The 19,113-nt window shown below is 38.0% G+C and carries 21 protein-coding genes; 10 read left to right on the top strand and 11 right to left on the bottom strand.

Annotated features, from left to right (window positions below):
- The first annotated feature begins 344 nt into the window (after positions 1–344).
- Entirely contained in the window at positions 345–593 is a 249-nt protein-coding gene (locus tag AC2JBO_RS02920; RefSeq protein WP_496952116.1) for a DUF1902 domain-containing protein, read from the top strand.
- A 330-nt stretch (positions 594–923) separates the two neighbouring features.
- Here AC2JBO_RS02920 and AC2JBO_RS02915 read toward each other — a convergent pair whose 3' ends face one another.
- Positions 924–1,619: a potassium channel family protein gene (locus AC2JBO_RS02915; protein WP_496952115.1), complete on the bottom strand. Its 696-nt coding sequence runs from the start codon at positions 1,617–1,619 to the stop codon at positions 924–926.
- A gap of 117 nt (positions 1,620–1,736) precedes the next feature.
- Positions 1,737–3,071 (bottom strand): TrkH family potassium uptake protein, encoded by a 1,335-nt coding sequence (locus AC2JBO_RS02910; RefSeq protein WP_496952114.1) that lies wholly within the window; start codon positions 3,069–3,071, stop codon positions 1,737–1,739.
- 154 nt (positions 3,072–3,225) lie between these two features.
- On the opposite strand from AC2JBO_RS02910, the gene AC2JBO_RS02905 reads away from it, so the two are divergent.
- Both AC2JBO_RS02905 and AC2JBO_RS02900 read left to right on the top strand, forming a co-directional pair.
- Complete coding sequence (locus AC2JBO_RS02905; protein WP_496952113.1) at positions 3,226–4,065, top strand: methyltransferase domain-containing protein; 840 nt, start codon at positions 3,226–3,228, stop codon at positions 4,063–4,065.
- Between the two features lie 84 nt (positions 4,066–4,149).
- Positions 4,150–5,073 (top strand): homogentisate phytyltransferase, encoded by a 924-nt coding sequence (locus AC2JBO_RS02900; protein ID WP_496952112.1) that lies wholly within the window; start codon positions 4,150–4,152, stop codon positions 5,071–5,073.
- A gap of 15 nt (positions 5,074–5,088) precedes the next feature.
- Here AC2JBO_RS02900 and AC2JBO_RS02895 read toward each other — a convergent pair whose 3' ends face one another.
- Positions 5,089–5,322, bottom strand: a complete 234-nt coding sequence (locus tag AC2JBO_RS02895) for a hypothetical protein (RefSeq protein ID WP_496952111.1) — start codon at positions 5,320–5,322, stop codon at positions 5,089–5,091.
- 176 nt (positions 5,323–5,498) lie between these two features.
- On the opposite strand from AC2JBO_RS02895, the gene AC2JBO_RS02890 reads away from it, so the two are divergent.
- Positions 5,499–5,966 carry a tetratricopeptide repeat protein gene (locus tag AC2JBO_RS02890; protein ID WP_496952110.1) on the top strand — a complete coding sequence of 156 codons (468 nt, stop codon included), beginning with the start codon at positions 5,499–5,501 and terminating at the stop codon, positions 5,964–5,966.
- Here the strand turns inward: AC2JBO_RS02890 and AC2JBO_RS02885 are convergent.
- Genes AC2JBO_RS02885 through AC2JBO_RS02875 form a run of 3 tightly spaced genes read right to left on the bottom strand, consistent with a single transcriptional unit; the run spans position 5,934 to position 9,178 of the window.
- Positions 5,934–7,040 carry a lipid II:glycine glycyltransferase FemX gene (locus tag AC2JBO_RS02885; RefSeq protein WP_496952109.1) on the bottom strand — a complete coding sequence of 369 codons (1,107 nt, stop codon included), beginning with the start codon at positions 7,038–7,040 and terminating at the stop codon, positions 5,934–5,936. The genes AC2JBO_RS02890 and AC2JBO_RS02885 overlap by 33 nt on opposite strands.
- Before the next feature lies 1 nt (position 7,041).
- Positions 7,042–8,505, bottom strand: coding sequence for a spermine/spermidine synthase domain-containing protein (locus tag AC2JBO_RS02880; protein WP_496952108.1), 1,464 nt, complete (start codon positions 8,503–8,505; stop codon positions 7,042–7,044).
- Entirely contained in the window at positions 8,483–9,178 is a 696-nt protein-coding gene (locus AC2JBO_RS02875) for a DUF4178 domain-containing protein (protein ID WP_496952107.1), read from the bottom strand. The genes AC2JBO_RS02880 and AC2JBO_RS02875 overlap by 23 nt, the downstream gene beginning before the upstream one ends.
- A gap of 662 nt (positions 9,179–9,840) precedes the next feature.
- Here AC2JBO_RS02875 and AC2JBO_RS02870 point away from each other — a divergent pair.
- The 3 genes from AC2JBO_RS02870 (at position 9,841) to AC2JBO_RS02860 (ending at position 13,810) form a co-directional block, all read left to right on the top strand.
- Entirely contained in the window at positions 9,841–10,245 is a 405-nt protein-coding gene (locus AC2JBO_RS02870; RefSeq protein ID WP_496952106.1) for a DUF5684 domain-containing protein, read from the top strand.
- A gap of 328 nt (positions 10,246–10,573) precedes the next feature.
- Positions 10,574–12,223, top strand: a complete 1,650-nt coding sequence (locus AC2JBO_RS02865) for a GTPase (protein ID WP_496952105.1) — start codon at positions 10,574–10,576, stop codon at positions 12,221–12,223.
- A 21-nt stretch (positions 12,224–12,244) separates the two neighbouring features.
- Complete coding sequence (locus tag AC2JBO_RS02860) at positions 12,245–13,810, top strand: GTPase family protein (protein ID WP_496952104.1); 1,566 nt, start codon at positions 12,245–12,247, stop codon at positions 13,808–13,810.
- 35 nt (positions 13,811–13,845) lie between these two features.
- Here the strand turns inward: AC2JBO_RS02860 and AC2JBO_RS02855 are convergent, their stop codons facing one another.
- The 3 genes from AC2JBO_RS02855 to AC2JBO_RS02845 all read right to left on the bottom strand — a co-directional run bounded on the left by AC2JBO_RS02855 (position 13,846) and on the right by AC2JBO_RS02845 (position 14,864).
- Positions 13,846–14,202, bottom strand: coding sequence for a type II toxin-antitoxin system PemK/MazF family toxin (locus tag AC2JBO_RS02855; protein ID WP_496952103.1), 357 nt, complete (start codon positions 14,200–14,202; stop codon positions 13,846–13,848).
- Entirely contained in the window at positions 14,192–14,368 is a 177-nt protein-coding gene (locus tag AC2JBO_RS02850) for a hypothetical protein (protein WP_496952102.1), read from the bottom strand. The genes AC2JBO_RS02855 and AC2JBO_RS02850 overlap by 11 nt, the downstream gene beginning before the upstream one ends.
- Positions 14,369–14,522: 154 nt before the next feature.
- A complete protein-coding gene (locus AC2JBO_RS02845; RefSeq protein ID WP_496952101.1) occupies positions 14,523–14,864 on the bottom strand; it encodes a transcriptional regulator in 342 nt (113 codons plus the stop codon).
- 200 nt (positions 14,865–15,064) lie between these two features.
- Between AC2JBO_RS02845 and acs the strand changes: the two genes are divergently transcribed.
- Together acs and AC2JBO_RS02835 are read left to right on the top strand one after the other, a co-directional pair.
- Positions 15,065–17,035 (top strand): acetate--CoA ligase, encoded by a 1,971-nt coding sequence (gene acs, locus AC2JBO_RS02840; protein WP_496952100.1) that lies wholly within the window; start codon positions 15,065–15,067, stop codon positions 17,033–17,035.
- 85 nt (positions 17,036–17,120) lie between these two features.
- Entirely contained in the window at positions 17,121–17,360 is a 240-nt protein-coding gene (locus tag AC2JBO_RS02835) for a hypothetical protein (RefSeq protein WP_496952099.1), read from the top strand.
- Between the two features lie 158 nt (positions 17,361–17,518).
- On the opposite strand, the gene AC2JBO_RS02830 is transcribed toward AC2JBO_RS02835, so the two are convergent.
- Together AC2JBO_RS02830 and AC2JBO_RS02825 are read right to left on the bottom strand one after the other, a co-directional pair.
- Positions 17,519–17,725 carry a hypothetical protein gene (locus AC2JBO_RS02830; protein WP_496952098.1) on the bottom strand — a complete coding sequence of 69 codons (207 nt, stop codon included), beginning with the start codon at positions 17,723–17,725 and terminating at the stop codon, positions 17,519–17,521.
- A gap of 226 nt (positions 17,726–17,951) precedes the next feature.
- Complete coding sequence (locus tag AC2JBO_RS02825) at positions 17,952–18,569, bottom strand: Uma2 family endonuclease (RefSeq protein ID WP_496952097.1); 618 nt, start codon at positions 18,567–18,569, stop codon at positions 17,952–17,954.
- Positions 18,570–18,666: 97 nt separating this feature from the next.
- Between AC2JBO_RS02825 and AC2JBO_RS02820 the strand changes: the two genes are divergently transcribed.
- Entirely contained in the window at positions 18,667–18,909 is a 243-nt protein-coding gene (locus tag AC2JBO_RS02820; RefSeq protein ID WP_496952096.1) for a hypothetical protein, read from the top strand.
- The last annotated feature ends 204 nt before the right edge of the window (positions 18,910–19,113 follow it).

Here is a 19,113-nt window from a genome sequence, read left to right as displayed (position 1 = left end):
CGCATCAATTCTTTACGAGCAGCTACATCCTTATTGTTGCGAATATCAATATAACTGCAAAATAATAAACGTTTTTATTCTTTTCCAAATATCCCACATACCATCCAAGTTCTCGTTCTCAACCAGTCTTTACTCTAATAGTATACTCTGGAGTTTGTTCAACTACCATAATATCTTTTACTATCGAGAATGTTCTTTTAGAAAAAGGTAAGTCTGGCTCCGTTTTTACTGAAATTGCTTGTTATATAGGTATATGTAAGCAGCTAATTACGTAAGTATATTGCATATACTATTCTGTTTGTACTACACTATAAATTATCTGATAATAATAGGATTATTCCTCAATGATGACAGAATTGAGATACAATGTTGAGGCGTTCTGGGACTCAGAAGCAGAAGTTTGGGTTGCAACAAGTGAAGATGTGCCAGGATTAGTAACCGAGGCTGAAACAATTGAGCTTTTGACCTCTAAACTACGAGTAATGATTCCGGAATTAATTTTTGCTAATGAAATAGTGCCTATAGATTACACGGGTTCTATAAATTTCCAATTAACAAGTCATCGACAGGAGTTAATTGAGGTGGCTTCGTAGAATGGCTGTGTCGTTTACTCCTGAATTGAAAAAAATTCTTGCAGAAGCTGGTTGTTACTTTGTACGTCAAGGAAAAGGTGACCATGAATGAAGTTTGGTACAGTCCAATTACAAGCAGTCGTTTTGTAGTGGATGGTTCTATAAAGTCGCGTCACACTGCAAATGGTGTTTTGAAACAAGCGGGATTAGCTAAAGCTTTTTAGATAATGTGTTGGGTTACGCGCTCCGCTCCACCCAACCTACAATATTATTTGTTGTGGAGTGGGCATCCTTGCCCGCCCTATATATAGAACAGGCAGGGATGCCTGTTCCACAAGAGATTGAAGAAAATTAAATTGGTAGACGGTTAATGTCTTTGTTACATCCAATTACAACCATTGCGGAACCTTTTTGCAGTCGCTTGTCGGGTTCTGGGTTAATTAGAAATTTACCTTCGTTACTTACTGCGAGAAGATTTAAGCCGTAGCGGTTGCGTAATTGTAATTCGGAGACGGTTTTGCCGTGAAATTCATCGGGTACAATTACTTCGACGATACTGTTATCGGGGTCTAGGTCAAATCTTTCAAGAATAGATGGTTTGGTTAAAGTTCTTGCTAATGCACGACCTGCTTCAAATTCTGGAAAAACAACGTGGTCGGCGCCTACACGTGTAAGTAGTTTACAATGAACTTCAGTTGAAGCTTTGGCGACAACATGGGGAACGCCACCTTCTTTGACATTTAAAGTTGTGACGATACTTTCTTGAATATAGTTACCAATGGCAACAATTACGGTATCAAATTCAAATATCCCTGCTTCTTTGAGTGCAGCTGGTTCGGTAGAATCAAGTTGTAATGCATGTCCAACTATTTGTTCTGTCAAAGCATCTGCTACGCGCTTTTCGCTAATATCAGTTGCTAACACTTGATAACCAAATTTATGCAGTGTTGCACAAACAGAACGTCCAAAACGTCCTAATCCAATCACGGCAAATTGTTGATTATCTTTACGTAAGCTACGAAAAAAACCTAATGATGATAGATTCACGATTTTTACCTTGATGTATCCTGGCTATTTCGACAAGGAACTATTATTGGGCTATGTAACTAACTACATAAGTTTGTTAAAAAGAATTATTTTATCCATAAAGTCTTGTAACTGAACTTAGCCAACAAGTAGGTTTTCTTCTGGATAGCGAATATGGCTTTGACGTGGGTCGCCTAATATCGCGGACATTAATAGTAAAATACCAACGCGACCAATGTACATGGTGAGAATTAATATTAGCTTGGCGCCGGTTGTAACGATACCAGTAATACCAGTAGAAAGTCCAACGGTCGCAAAAGCGGAGACAACTTCAAACAAAATTTGAATGAAAGAAACTTCTGGGTCTGTCAAAGAAATAAATATTGTTGAAAAAATTACTGTAGCAATAGAACCAATTAGAACACCAACTGCTTTGAGAATTAAAGAGAATGCAATTCTACGTTCATACAACAATACTTCTTCTTTACCTTGTAAAATGGCTTTTGTACAGCTTGTTAATACGCGCAAAGTTGTTGTCTTTATACCTCCACCAGTACCACCCGGACTGGCGCCTATAAACATGAGCGCAATTGTAATAAAAAGACCTGCATTGGTCATTTTACCAACATCTATGGTGTTAAATCCAGCGGTTCTAGGTGTAACAGACTGAAACCAAGCAAGTAAAAATTTATCACCAAGATTAAAGCTAGCAAAAGTCTGTGGATTTCTTATTTCCACTATGAAGAAGGCAAGTGTACCAAGAAAAAGTAAAATTATTGTTGTAGTGGTTGCAACTTTGAAATCTAGTGATAATACTAATTTTATTTGCCTTTTCTTGATTGTGTCGCGTACCCACATGTAAGTTTCCAAAATAACCTGGTATCCAATGCCACCAAAGATAATCAAACCAGTAATTGTAAAAACTACTAATGGTGATGTTTGATACCCTATCAAGTTATCTTTAAACAAACTAAATCCAGCATTGTTCCATGCATTTATACTATGAAATATTGCTAGCCAGAGTCCTTGATTCCATCCATACTTTGGTACAAATGCAACTAGTAGTAAAAAGATTCCAGTGATTTCAAAAATGAGCGTCGTGGCAATAATCGAACGAATGATTTGGTTACTACCACTCATCCCCGGTCGGTCTAATGATTGTTGAATGGCTATTTTCTGACGCAGGTTAAACTTTTGACCAATCAGCAAAATTAAGAATGTGGTTGTGGTCATATAGCCTAAACCGCCAATTTGTGCCAGTAAAGCAATAAAAAACTGACCCCAAAATGAGAAGTGTGTTCCTACGTCTACCACTGATAAACCCGTAACACACACAGCGGAAGTAGAGGTAAACAAAGCTACTATTGGGTCGCCCCATGCACCACTACTGGTAGAAAAAGGCATCATTAACAAAATGGTGCCTATCCCGATAACGGCTAAAAAGCCTAGACAAATTGTACGAGAGACGGTCATATGTAGGTAAAAAATTTAACAATCCCAAGCCTTATTGGTAGGGTGTACCGACTTGGGAGCAAAAAAATACCCTAATTAAAATCAAATCACACATGATAGCCTACTTAAATATGTGTGACTAATCTTTCTGTCTTGTCTTAGCACTGCTTGACTTATGAGCGCAACACTTAGAGAGCAAATTCAGCAATTCTACGATGCTTCCTCTGGTTTATGGGAGGAAATTTGGGGCGAACACATGCACCACGGTTATTACGGCGCCGATGGTACAGAGAAAAAAGAACGTCGTCAGGCACAAATCGATTTAATTGAGGAGGTATTGCGATGGGCACAAGTTGAACAAGCTGATAATATTCTAGACGTTGGTTGTGGGATAGGTGGTAGTTCGCTGTACCTAGCTGGCAAATATAATGCTAGCGCAACAGGAATTACTCTAAGTCCAGTGCAAGCGACAAGGGCAAAACAACGTGCGGCAGAGTTTGGTTTCAGTAACAGAACAAATTTTCAAGTAGCAGATGCGTTAAATATGCCGTTTGCCGATAACTCGTTTGATTTGATTTGGTCATTGGAAAGCGGCGAACATATGCCTGATAAAGTCAAGTTTCTACAAGAATGCTACCGCGTATTAAAACCGGGTGGAACGATGATTGTAGTTACATGGTGTCACCGTCCGCTAGATACACCCCTGACTTCAGAAGAACAGAAGCATTTAGAAGAAATTTACCGCGTTTACTGTCTACCCTACGTAATTTCTTTACCTCAATACGAAGAAATTGCACGTCAGTTACCTTTGCAGAACCTTCGTACTGCTGATTGGTCTACTGCTGTGGCGCCATTTTGGAATATCGTTATAGATTCTGCTTTTAATTTGCAAGCGTTATGGGGTCTACTGCGGTCGGGTTGGACGACTATTCAAGGCGCCTTATCGTTGGGTTTGATGCAGCGTGGTTATGAAACTGGTTTAATTCGATTTGGACTACTCTGTGGCAAAAAATAAATCGTAAGGTGCGTGACGCCACCTAATGATTGCTTCGTTTAAAAATTGTTGTAGCGTCACGCACCCTACCTCCTAACTTTAATTATGGCTCGCGTTTTTGGTGTTAAATCTCAGGGCAATTGGTTTTATTCGCTGTGGAAGTTCTCTCGTCCACACACTATTATTGGTACGACTTTAAGTGTAGTTGGTTTGTACTTGGTTGCTGTTGGAATTACAAATTCTAGTTTTTCTCCTCTAACTCCGCTTGGCGCCTGGGTTAGTTGCATTTGTGGGAATATCTATATTGTCGGGTTAAATCAGCTTGAAGATGTTGCCATAGACAAAATAAATAAACCGCATTTACCTTTGGCTGCAGGTGAGTTTTCTCAACGTACTGGACAATTTATTGTCGGGGTATGTGGTTTTTTGGCGTTAGCTGTTGCTTTTTTCCAAGGGCCATATTTATTTTGGATGGTCGCCATTAGTTTGACAATTGGTACTGCGTATTCTTTACCACCAATCCGTTTGAAACGCTACCCTTTTTGGGCTGCTTTATGTATTTTTTCGGTACGCGGTGCCATTGTTAATTTAGGGCTTTATTTACACTATAGCTGGGTATTTCAACAACGCTCTGGTATTCCAGCAGCAGTTTGGGCATTAACTTTATTTGTACTCGTGTTTACATTCGCCATTGCCATCTTTAAAGATATTCCTGATATGGAAGGCGATTTACAGTACAATATTACCACATTTACAATTCAAATTGGTAAAGAAGCTGTTTTTAAACTCGCGCGCTGGGTAATTACAGTTTGCTACGTGGGAATGATATTAGCTGGTTTATTTAGACTTGCTGATGTTAATGCGATTTTGCTTGTAATTTCGCACATTATTCTATTAGTCTGGATGTGGCGCCGTAGTAAGCGAGTAGACTTACAAGATAAAACTTCTATTGCGAGCTTTTACCAGTTTATTTGGAAGTTATTCTTTATCGAGTATCTAATTTTTCCAATAGCCTCATTGTTTGGTTAATCTTTTTGGTTAACCTTAAAATGTGGTTTGGTTGTTCTGAGTTGCCTCTATGTCAGCATCGTATATAAAACTATAGAACCAAACCAATGCTTTCAATAAGTAACCACATGCTACAACTTGCTTTGTTGCCCAAACGATAGGAAAATTACTGTAGTCGTCGTATTCTTTAATTTGAGGTTGGAATCGATGCCACTCGATTGCAACCCCAATTAAGTAAGCACACAAAGCGACCCATAACCAAATTGACATACTTGTCTAGCTCCTTTAACAACACTTAATATCTATAAGTACTTTTATTTGAATAATCGTCAACTTACCGAAGCACGAGATACACTTATTTCTTTTGATAGTGTTCATTACAATCAAGTTATGCATTAGTTTTGATATACTAGACAGGCGCCCCACCCATACCAATGGTATAGAATATGGAAATTCCTACAAACGGTAGTAATTTAGCTGCAACGCTGATTGTTTTTTTAAGTGTATGCCTTCTTATTTATTTTGCGGTTAAAACTTTAATTACATCGAACCGCTTTCAGAAAGGAGTTACTCTATACCAGCAGAAAGACTATAAAAATGCCGAGGCAGCATTTCGTCGAGTTATTGATATAAATTCGACTAACGATGTAGTTCATTTGCTCTTGGGTGACTGTTTGATGCAGCAGGATAGAGTAAGAGAAGCGATGACAGAATTTAAAGATGTAATTGAGCGCGCTCCTAAAAAGGTTGATGCCTATTTGCGTCTATCGAATGCTTTGATGCAGCAGGGTAATAAGACTGAAGCTGTCGCGAACCTAGAGAAAGCGCGCGACTTGTTCAAAGCGCAGCGTCAACAAGAGAAAGCAGAGCAAGTTGACAAGCTATTGCAAAACATTCAAAGTGTTCCTCAGTAAATCGGCGCCAGCATTAATATTGTTGATATGACCTGCACGTTGCATTACTTCAATTAGAGTATCTGCTAATTGATCGTACAGTATGTAGTCATGGGCGCCGATGGTTTTGGTGTGAATACCGCCAAACTGGCTTTTGAAGCGAGAAAACTTTGCATAAGGATGGCTAGGATTGTTTGTAAAACCGTAGAAATCGTAAAATTTGCAGCCTTTATTTTTTGCCCGTTGCATTGCTGTCCAATGCATTCCGTAAGGCGCCATCACTTCTGAATGTACTGAACGTCTACCACCATAAAGAAAAGTCGCGCGCTCACCAAAATACACAACAACGATAGCTGCTAAAGTTTCTCCCTGCCATTTGGCAAAACCGATTTCTGCCTTATCGGCTGCGAGTAAAGTTTGAGTCATATTGATAAAAAAACTGTAAGGTTCGCTAAAAAATTGCTGTCGCTGCACAGTTTCTGAAAAAACTTCGTAAAATAAAGGAATTGCCTGCGGGTTATTTGTAAACTCGGTTTCAACTCCATGTCTTTGACTCAGACGGATATTGTAACGTCCTTTCGGTTTCATTGCTGCCATAATTTCATCCAAACTAGGCTGCAAGTCAATTAATAGTGTTTCCGAAGGTATCAAATCTATAGGAGCGCGAACAAATTCAGAAAAATCTAATGGCTTTTGACTCCACAAAGGTTCGATTCGTAAACCAATAATTTGTAATGATGGCGCCAATCTTCCTACTTCTTTGACTAATAGTTTTAACCCTTGACTCAATAAATCTGCTGGTAAAATCGGACCACCAGGAGCTAATAACAGTCTAGCTTCGCTCGTATAGGGGTAATAGTAGAAAATACAGCCACCAACTAATTTATCACTAGTAAACAGACCGTAGCGAAAAGTTTTATACCCTTCTAATTCTTTAAAATCAGCCCAAGTACTAGACTGCATGAAGCATCCCCAAGCCAAAGTTTGAACAAGTTGATTCCACTGTTGATACTCTGTTTTATCTAATACACGCACGGTTAATGTTTGAGAGGTCTTTGGAACGCACGCACCGTAAGAATAAGTTGTAGTATTCATATCATTTACCCCGATTAAAATATTCGACTAACAGCATTAATATCCAAATAGCTCCACAGAAAGATAATATAAAGCCAAAAATTTGCACTCGACTAAAGCCAGTTGTCTTGTTTCGAGATTTATCTGGGTCGATTTGATTATTTATTTGAGGTAAAGATGTGCCCGTACTACCTTTACCGTAGCCAGAGTCTGGTGAAGAAAAGCCCGCGAAAAGAAGTACTACAGCCAAGCAAATAAATATCGTTGTCCCGAAATCCATTTTTTGAATCGGTTGATTTTTTGATTGAATAGAAGCTGTAAGTGTTTGGGTTTGTGTTTGTAAGTGAGTGCGCGCTTCTAATGCTTTTGCTAACCGTGATAAGTCGATGGCGCCTACAAGTTTTTGAGTATGACTCAGCCATTGTGTCGTCATTTGCTGAGTATGATTCATGTGCTGCACTGGTAGTAACTGGCTAGCTTCGGCACTATCACAAGCAGCACCTTGAATTACTTGTAGTGATAGAGGCAAAAGTGCAAGCCAAGTTTGACTAACTGTAAAGAGCGAAAGTGGATTTGTTGTCCCCTTTTGCGCTGTTCCTGTTTCTACAATGTCTAAGAAATCTATTTTTCCTATCTCGCGAGTATTTTTATTTGTATTAGAATTGAGCAAGTAATAGAACAACTGCGGACATTCCAAAGTATTGATTACTAAGTTATGACGGGATTGAGCAATGGCTGCATCGAATGTAAAAGCATCTAACAAGCGCTCCAAAGTTAAGTATTGTAAACCTTTGGGTAAACAAATCGCTTCAACTTCTGAACGAGTCACTGAAAAAGATGAACCGATAAAAAAGCCCCAAGTACCATGATGATGACGTACAAACGAGGGAATTTCTACTTGCAGCGGTTTTGTTTTCAACCCAGCAGCTAACATCGTTTGATACAGACACCAAAATCCACTTGCTGTAACTTGAGGAGATACACCGTTAACACTAACAGTACCATTCGGAATTAATACACGTTCAACCTGCTGATACCATTCATAGCTGTGAATCTTTGTATCATCTGCGGTTTTAGGGTAAGTAAAATCACAAATCACGACATGATAGTAGCTATCTGGTATCTGAGAAAGAAAATTAAAAGCTTCCTCAGTAATGACTTTCAAACGTGGACTTGTCAAACTGCTATCATTGAAGAGTTGAAAAACTGTCTTCGCTAGTTCCAAAACTTCTGAACTATAGTCTACCAAATCAACTTGACAGATTTGAGGGAAACGTAATACCTGTTTTGCAGCTAAACCATCACCACCACCACATATTAAAACCCGCAGTTGAGTATGGGGAAACCGTTGACTTGCTAAGGCGACAGTAGGAATGCACAAAAGCTCGTGGTAAACTGCTTCATCGGTTGTGTCAAACTGCAAATCCCCATTAATATAAAATGCTAAACCGTCATTTCGCTCGTTAACGAATAGAGATATTGCCATTTTTTGTACTCCTACCACCAAATATCATCATTAGTGTGCCTATAATCACTGCTGTTAGCGCTAGCATTGTTTTGAAGAATGGAAAATCTGAAGTCTTGTTAAGATTCTTTTCTAATTGCACTTTCAAAGACTCAGGTTTTACCTCTTGTGCTAAGTAAACATTCATCTCGTTCTGTGGTAAAGCTTCTAATTCCAAATTCCAACTATGTGCTTTATCCCAATAATCCCAAGTGATACGTGGATAAGAACCATCTTTATCAGTATAAGTACCGCGAGTTTGAAAATCGTAAAAGTATTCGCGCTCATAAGCTTTGAGTGCAGGGTAGGGTGTTTTTGCATCCTGCATCACTTGCCAAGCATCAGGGACTATATTTGTTGTGCTATTTTTTATACTACCTGCTAGCTGAACCTGGGGTTGAGAGATTTTCTTTGTAAAATACCAGCTAACTGGTTTTTTTGGTGTTGCAGGGTTATATTCTTTTTGCAAGTAATGCTCAGTTTGATTTGGGTAGTTGAGCAACCACTCTTGAGTTTGATACCCTGAAGAGTCTTTGTAAGTACCGTAGTCTTCAACCTGCCACTGCGTACCCTGATATTCTAATTTGTCACCTACCTGTAATTGTTCAAGTTGCGTATTTTGGGCAAGTAGCGGACTACTGCCGAAATTTATCATTAAAAATAATACTGTGAATAAAATTATACATGAAAATAATTTTGACTTTGAGTCAATACTCACTTTTTCAAGCACTCATCTCTCCTTATCGACTGTGCAAACGGAAGTTTATACTTACAATCAACTATATACATATACAATTTGGCTTCAGTGATTTTATGCAAAAGTTGTACAACTCGATAAAATTTATGCAAATCCCTACTGGCGCCTATAAAGCTTGTGATAATTTTCAGTACAGTAATTGAATCCAAAATCTCTTAACTCACGTATATAAGAATTAGACTCAATGAGAGATTTATCTTGCGTTGCGAGGGTTTGTAATATGCCATCATCGCTTTTGGATCGTTTGAACAAAGTATTTCATGCAACCTTGAATAGAGCAGGAGTAAAGGCGCAACGGATGAAAGCGGATGTAACGGATGATACGTAAGGTAAGCAGACACCCATTTACATAATTTAAAATTCGGCGTTGCTGAATCGAGGTATGAAGATGTAGAGACGCGAAATTTCGCGTCTCTACAAAGGTTTGAACGTAGCGCAAAATTGTCTTCATAAATTAAATCAGCAACGCCCAAAATTCTACATGCATAAACTAAAAAAGTCTCACCCATAAAAATAATGTAGGTCTATTTGACTAGATTACTTTTTTGAGGATGAGTAAAATGTTGCAAATAGTTGATTTTAGTTCGGTTTGTTTATTGGCTCAGAGTAGTTCAAACAGTAATGCCAGTGCTGGTGGCAGCGTAATAGGATTTATTGTTGGAATTGCAGGATATTTATTTGGTTCTTACTGTTTCTATCATATTTATAAGAAATTGGGAGAACCCAATGCTTGGTTTGCCTGGGTGCCAATCTTAAATAATTGGATAATGTATAAAGCTGGAGACCAGTCTCCTTGGTGGATTATTGGTCTTTTTATTCCAATTGTAAATTTCGTTGCTTTAGTGTTCTTGATTATTGCGTTTGTCAATATTCTCAAGAAGCTAGGAAAAAATCCCTGGATGCTTTTGTTGATGCTTATACCAATCGTCAACTTTTTCATCCTTTACAACTTTGCTTTTGGTTAACTTATTCAAACGTAGGGTGCGTCACTGCATCAACAATTTAAACCAAGCAAGAAAATAAAGTGCAGTGACGCACCATCAATTTTGTAGGTTGGGTGGAGGAACGGAACTAACGCACCATCAACGACCTAATTTTTCTAAGTATAAACCCTGTTGATAGGTATAAATTATTGTGTCAACATCATATTAATCTCATATTAGCTGCTTTCAGTATTAGACTGAAACACTTATCTTTAGGACAAGTGCAAAGTTACATACATATATTTTTTCAAAGGCGCCAGTCAACTGCCGCTATCTATTTGCACAAATATTTATACCTAGGATACTCATAATGTCAGGCAATGCATTAGACACTCTTCGCATAATTTTTCAAGACCAACCAGACCTTCTGAAAATTATTGAACTTGGTGATATAGAGTCAAGTAAATTAGTAGGCGCCTTCAGAGAAAACAATGAGTTATTCGCGGCGCCTATTAATTTATATGTAACTGGACGTACAGGCGCCGGAAAAACCTCTCTAGGAAATTGCCTGTTAGAAGAAGTAGAAATGAAATCTACAGGACACGTGGACTGTACCGACAGTGTAGGATATTTCAAGCTAGCTAGTAACCTTTGTTATTTTGACTTACCAGGTTCAGGTAGCAATGACAAATATGAGAATATAAATCGTGCTGTTTTATTAATGCCCCAAATTCAAGACGAAGATGAGGACATATTTATTAAAGAATTTAAACTCATTGATTACTCCAATAGTGAAAATCAAAAAACAGAAACTATAAAAGTTGAAGAATGGAAATCAGAGGATAAACAGAAGGAAGTACAGTCAGATATAATTCTTTATGTAATTGCACCTCATATGCAGTTCATTCGTCCAGACACAAAATATTTAAGCAAATTACTTAAAACTCAAAAAGCATCAAATAAAACTCAAGTTCTTTTTGCTATCAATATTTTCCGCAATGAACAAACAGGTGAAGTTAAACATACTTCACAGAATATAGAAGATGTCAAAAACATAATAACCAATTATTTTCGACAAATTTATCAAACAGATGAGAATCCTCCTATTTTTACTTTTGATGCTAAGACAGGTAGCGGTCTCAATGAAATTACAAGTTATATTTGTCAAATATTGCCTAAAGAGAAGCTAGGTAATATCCAGCAAGTTCTACGCGGCAATTTAAAAGAATTAGCTCAACAAGAGAGAATTATTCGTTATGAGAAGAATTTAATTCGCATTGCAAGCCGTTTAGCTACTTATAAAGTTGACCAAAAAGCTGGAAACCAAGATTTAATTAAAGTTGCAGCTTCAGCAGTTTGTACTTATGGAGTTGAAACTTTTAAAAATCAAGAGGAAATTGCTCAAATTCAAGCAGAACTCAGCCAAATCATTGAGAATGCAGCAACATTAGTAAAAGAAAGCCAAGCCAAAAATATAATAGTTCCAAAAAATATTACTGAACTTAAAGACATTATCACAGAACTTCCAATTATTAAAGATGAATTAGTCACGGATTATATTGAAATCAATGAAGTAAGGATTAAGAAGTTAAATGGCTTTAAAAAAGGCATCAATTTTATTACAAATTTATTGATTGGCAATGAAGTATTTGAAGAGAAATTAATTAATGAAACAGTCAGAAAACCCATAGAGAGGCTGGAAACTCGTTTTCTTGGCTACGAAAAAAAAGTTGTTGATACTATCGAAGTTGTTGTTGGACAAGTAGAAGAAGTAGTCGGCAAAAATTATCTCCAAGGTGGTTATCCAGTCATCAAGCTTATTTTGGCTTTAGGAAAAGGTGTCCGAACTTACTGTAGTAACTCCCAAAACAGTTTACAAGTTTGTATTAAAGACGCAGAAGTATATTATGAGCATAAGTTAGCCGATATCAAAGCTGAGATTGAAAAGTTTACTGATAACCCTTCGGCTCAAGACATAGAGCAAAAAATAATTGACATTCTAGAAAGAGAATTACTATAGTAAGTATATTTAATATAAGTTATGTTATTCAAGTTTAATCATCCATCTCTAGCAGCTATCCAAGCTAAATTTATTGTCGAGAGGCTTGCAAATTTTCCTACAAGTCTTGGTAACGTTAATATATTTATAACTGGTAGAACAGGAAGCGGTAAAACTACTTTCGGAAATTGTTTGAGCGGTATAGATTACTTGATGCCTTCTTCAGGTCATCAAGACTGTACTGATGAAATTAACCTGCTCAAGTTTTCTATCGGTCTAAACTATTTTGACCTCCCTGGAGTCTGTAGCGACGATAGGCTAGAAAATTATAATCGGGCTGCACTAGGTTTACAACAAGTAGAAGATTTTCCGATAGTTGATAGTTTAACCTTATCTCAATATCTTGAGAATGAGAGCAGCGAGAAAGAAAGCTTTAGTGTTAATGACTTTAGTAAACAATTTAAGCCTGATATAATTTTTTACTTAATTGCAGCAGATAAACAGTTTTTACGTGATGACTGTATTTATCTACAGGATTTGTTGAAACACTATAGCAAAATTATTTATGTATTGAATAAATTTAGCAATAAACAAGCCATTGAGAGTCAATCAGCGACATCTGAAAATATTACAGATATAGTCAGCAAAATTAACAAAGTCCACAATTCAGCTTTTGCAAAAGAAAATCAACCTAAAATAGTTCAAATTAATTGTTGGACAGGAGAAGGGATTACTGAGTTAATAATTTCTGCCAAACAAATGTTAGAGTTGGATAAAGCAAAGGTATTTGATGAATTGATTAATTACCAGAATGAAAAGGCGCCTGTTGAGTTTTCTAATCAAGTCAAACGAGAGATATTAAGACTAGTTGCACATGTAGCTTGCCAACAACCCATTAATGATAGTGATAATTTTTTATATGATGCTTGTAATCAACTTTGTAACTTTATTGCTACTGTGTTATACAAGTCAGAAGAAATTAGCAGTTGTATACAGGATGTAATTAACGCTCAAGTCAATACAGTGCTTCAAAAATGTATTATCAATCATTATGAGAAAGTAAAACAAAAGAAATCTAAACAAATGTATAAGTCTGTACCTATTTACAAGACTATCTCAGAAAAAGTTCCTGACTATAATAATCCAATTAAAGAAAAAAGAGAAGTTTGGGTTGATACCAGTAATGTGTTAAAAGGGATGAAAAATTATGTAAAATATGGTACATATGGAAAAAAGAAAAAAGTTTATGAAGTTGTTGGTTATCATACAAAAACTGTAACTCGACAAGTAATCGATAGATATAAAGAAGAGTATTCTCACACCGAGTATTGGGAAGAAGAGACCGGAGAAGTTAGAGTTATAGGTACTAGCTATAATTATTATGGATATATTGCAGTTTCTTTGTTACTTACACTTGCTCATGTGATGTCTTCTAATATCATGGATGATATTGAAAAGTTTCAATATTATTATGAATCATTGTATAGAACAATTTCAAATCAAATAAAAAAGCTACCAACTTTCCCTGCTGAACCACAGGAAGAAGAAGTTTTAAAGATTTTAGAAACTGAAGTTGATAAACTATTTCAGGGAGCGTTCCAACTATAGTATCAGTTGATTAGTATACATCGAGCAAAAATTGTTTAACTTTCTTCCATAGAACTTTGTTGTTCTATATCAATTTCTAAATCAAGAGCAAATAAAAGAGCTTGCTTGATATCAAGCATTGTTTCTTCTGGTAGCTCTCCTAATTTACGCTCCAATCTTGCTTTTGGTGTAGAACTCAAACCTTGAACGTTAGCTACAGAACCTTGTATGAGAAACGGAAGTCTTGGTAGTTCGACTTCGTACAAACTTCCTCTATTTTGGGTTGTCACTGGAACATAAATAACTAAAGCTCTTGGTGGATTAGAGTCATAACGAGATACAATCACAACGGGACGCATCTTAGCTGTTAATCCTAAGTCAGCAAGCCATACTTCACCGGGTTTAGGGTTCATCTAAAATATCCAACACTTCCTGCTCTACAGTACGACTTCGTAAAATATCAAATACATCACGATCTGCTAACTCAATAATTTCAGCAATAGATTGTCGCACCTGTTCGGCAACGTCTGGTTCCCATTGACGCAACTTGACCTGTAATTTTTCGATTAAGGCATCCATAATTTAGCCTACATTATTTAGCTAATTTTATATAAGTATAGCATCTTATGAATACAGTTGTAATTTTCTAGTACCTTACCTATTTAGTAAGGTTTTATGGCTGTGCTATTACATGTAACATTATTTACTATCTACATAAATATTGTCATTAATTTTAGCTGCTGGTATGATTTATTTCCTTATCTTTGTGGACAACAGCAATTCTGTAACCAAGTGCATCTAGAAACTCAATCAAAGTTAATATTTCTTCGCCACCAGTTTTAGCAAGAATTTTATCCAGTTTTTCGTGGTATTGCTGTGCTGACAAAGAATAATCACCTAACTGCTTAGGTGCCTCGACTACTTTTTCTAATGCAGAACGTAAAATATTAGGGTTGTAACCATCTTCATCTCTGGCGCCTAAAGCAATTCTGTAACCAAGTGCATCTAAAAACTCAATTAAAGTAAATATTTCTTCACGGTAACTACTACTTGCTGGCGCCTTTGCTTCTTTCATACTCTCTCTGTGTACTCTGTGCCTCTGTGGTAAAAATGAGTACCTGTATTCTTGTGCAGGCAGGGGTGCCTGCTCCACAAGTCAGTATTATTCTTACTTAGCTTGCTTTTTTGGCTTTCCTTAATGAAAATCAAACTATTTACCTGTTAATCTCAGCTAAAAATAAGTTCAGTAACAACACCCAATTTGTATTTATCGCTATGTCTCAACCAACGATAGAATCAATTCTTCAAGAAAAGCGTTTATTCCAACCGAGTGCGGAGTTTTCGCAAGCTGCACATATTAAAAGTTTGGAAGATTACCAAAATCTGTACGATAAGGCAAAAGCTGACCCAGAGAAGTTTTGGGCGGAATTGGCGGAAAAAGAATTACACTGGTTTCAAAAGTGGGATACTGTACTTGATTGGCAACCACCGTTTGCAAAGTGGTTTGTAAATGGAAAGATTAATATTTCTTACAATTGTCTTGACAGACACTTAACTACTTGGCGTAAAAATAAAGCTGCGATTATTTGGGAGGGTGAACCAGGTGACTCACGTACTCTCACTTATGCACAGCTACATCGTGAGGTTTGTCAGTTTGCGAATGTTCTTAAAAGCTTAGGCGCCAAGAAAGGTGACAGAATTGGGATTTACATGCCCATGATACCCGAAGCGGCGATTGCAATGCTCGCTTGCGCGCGTATCGGCGCCCCTCATAGCGTTGTTTTTGGTGGTTTTAGTGCGGAAGCTTTGCGTGATAGACTTAACGACGCACAAGCAAAAATAGTAATTACTGCTGATGGTGGTTGGCGTAAAGATACAGTTGTTGCCCTTAAAGACCAAGTTGATAAAGCTTTAGATAACGCCGCCTGTCCAAGTGTAGAAAATGTACTCGTAGTTAAGCGCACTGCTCAAGATGTTAACATGGCGCCTAACCGTGACCATTGGTGGCATGAATTACAAAAAGATGCTTCTGCTGACTGTCCTGCTGAACCAATGGACAGTGAAGATATGTTGTTTGTTTTATACACTTCTGGAAGTACAGGAAAACCGAAAGGAGTTGTGCATACCACTGGTGGATATAACCTATATACCCACATGACCACTAAATGGATATTTGATTTGCAAGATACCGATGTATATTGGTGTACTGCTGACGTAGGTTGGATTACTGGGCATAGCTATATCGTCTACGGTCCACTTTCCAATGGCGCAACAACAGTAATGTATGAAGGGGCACCGCGTGCTTCTAACCCTGGTTGTTTTTGGGATGTCATTGAAAAATACGGTGTCAATATTTTTTACACGGCGCCAACTGCAATTCGCGCGTTTATTAAAATGGGTGAACAGCACCCCAACGCGCGTAATATGTCATCGCTAAGATTATTGGGTACTGTCGGCGAACCAATTAACCCCGAAGCTTGGATGTGGTATCACAAAGTTATTGGTGGAGAACGTTGCCCAATTGTAGACACTTGGTGGCAAACTGAAACAGGCGGTATTATGATTACTCCCCTACCAGGCGCCATTTCCACAAAACCTGGTTCCGCAACTCTTCCTTTCCCAGGCATTCTTGCTGATATTGTCGATTTAGAAGGTAACTCTGTACCAGACAACGAAGGTGGTTATCTTGCCGTCCGTTATCCTTGGCCAGGTATGATGCGTACAGTATACGGTGACCCAGACCGCTTCCGGCGTACCTACTGGGAACACATTCCTCCTACTAATGGTAAATACACATATTTTGCAGGTGACGGCGCCAGACGTGACGAAGATGGTTACTTCTGGGTCATGGGTCGCGTTGACGACGTGTTAAATGTATCAGGACACCGCCTAGGTACAATGGAAGTCGAATCAGCTTTAGTTTCCCACCCAGCCGTAGCAGAAGCCGCTGTTGTTGGTAAGCCTGATGAATTAAAAGGCGAAGAAGTAGTAGCTTTTGTAACCTTAGAAGGAACTTATCAAGGCAGCGAAGCACTAATTAAAGAACTTAAACAACACGTAGTTAAAGAAATAGGCGCCATCGCACGACCAGGTGAAATTCGTTTTACCGATGCTTTACCAAAAACTCGTTCCGGTAAAATTATGCGGCGCCTATTAAGAAATTTAGCCGCAGGTCAAGAAGTTTCAGGTGACACTTCAACACTCGAAGATAGAAGCGTTCTTGATAAATTGCGTGAAGGCGCCTAGGATTTTGGATTAGTAGGTTGTGGGGTGGGCATCCTTGCCTACCCTTTATTATAATAAAATTTTACTAATCAGGGTTATATTGTAAATGAGAGACGCACTTGGACAAAGGGGAGAAGCATTGTTCATAACATTGATAACTAGATTTTACTCTAGTAATGAGCCACTCTTCAAAGTGCAGTTTTTAGGTGATAAATGGCAATATATTGATTTTTTTGTTGAGTTAATTGGGGCTGTGAATGTTATCCCATACTTTTTTGTGCAAGTCGAAAAAATCGTCTCTGCCGTTAATAATTGGTACGATAGTCGTTCCGCCGCTAAACTATAATTGGTTGTCGAGAGGCGCTGCATCGTTTAAAGCGTTTCTACATAATTAATATTCATGAACGAGGTGATTATGTCCGCCAACTCTGAGCCTGTAATCTCAGAAAATGTAGCAAGAGCAAGAAAAGCTCTCCAAAGAGTTAGAAGCTTAAGAAATCTGTACTAAGTAAGGGTATAGATGGCATCTACGAGCATTTTAAGGATGTTGACGGTGATTGGCTCGAAAATTGGACAGAAGATGCCGAAGATATAGTAGTAGATGAAGTTACGTATAGTACTGTCGTACAAAGCACACAGCAACATTAAAGATAAGAATTTACCAAAAACCCGTTCCGGTAAAATTATGCGGCGCCTAGTGGTCTGTGTCATTAGTTCTGGTAGGTTAGGCGTCTCGCCTGACCGGACGCACAGGCGAGATGCCTATGCTACAACGCCCCAAAATTAATGACATGAACTGGTATTGGTCTGTGTCAATAGTTTTGGTGTGTAGAGACGCGAAATTTCGCGTCTCTACATAATCGTGATATTTACCCAACGCCCCAAAACTAATGACACGAACTAGTATACTGTTTTTGACCGTTAAATGGGGTGTAATTTACTCTGTAAGAGCCGCATCAAAAACCTCCTGCGCGGTGAAGTTGAGGTTAGGAAAGGAGGGAGAGACAATCACATCATTCCCACGAAACATTCTTTTTACATATTCTCCATCAACAAGTTCGCAGACAAAAATTGTAGGTTGTTTGGGGTTGCCTATAAATTCTCTTCCCCCTAACGCGGCATAATCTACAATCCAATACTCAGGGATGCCAATGATTTCATAGTCAGCAAACTTTTTGTGGTAATCGTCACGCCAATTGGTACTTACAATCTCAACTACTAGCGGTATAGATGCACCATCCATAACGGTTGATTCTTTTTTCCATAGCGGTTCATTGACAAGATTTTTACGATTTAGCAGCAAAATATCAGGGGAATAACCTGATTCGTTTTCAGGTGGCTTGACTAGCGCAGTTTTGGGCAAGAAGTACGGCAATTTTAACCGCTTGTATTCGGGTACAACCTCCTCAACCAAAAATCCTACAACTCCTTCGTGACCTCCAACGGGCTGGGACATTTCAACAATCACTCCATCATGTAATTCATAACGCGGGAATTCAGGGCGCCACGCGGTAAATTCTTCAAAGGTTACTAGTTTAGGTAAAATTTGTGTCATAAAAGTTACATTTTATTTTTTGAGGAATAGTCAAGCATTTTTCGCGGTTGCTACCATATCCCGCCAAGCTTCCACCTTTATTATGTAGTAAGTATTAATGAACGAGGTGATTATTTTCGCCGAATTTGAGCCTGTGATTTCGGAAAATGTAGCAAGACTAAGGGAAGCTCTCAAAAGAGCTAGAAGTTTAAGACAAAGCTTAAGAATGAGTAGTGTAGATGGCATTTACGAGCATGTTGAGGATGTTGACGGTGACTGGCTCGAAAATTGGACAGATGAAGATATACTATTAACAGATGAAGCTGCGTCTGATAATACTTCAATAATTAAGCATGAGTGAGATTTTGAGTATTCAGAGTTTCTATCTCGCACCTGTATATACTCGTTCTTATAAGCGCTAACTTTCTCACCTTCTAAATACTCTTCGGGAGAAATATACTCTTGGCGCCTGTCTGTAACCATAATGCAGTGGTACGGGCGAAAACTTCCAGCTTTTATTCTAAGCTACAATACAGCTATTCTCCAAGCTAGACTCAAACAAGTT

Source organism: Calothrix sp. CBUCES-K 9914 (assembly GCF_059640475.1).
This window is presented reverse-complemented; position numbering and strand designations above follow the sequence as displayed.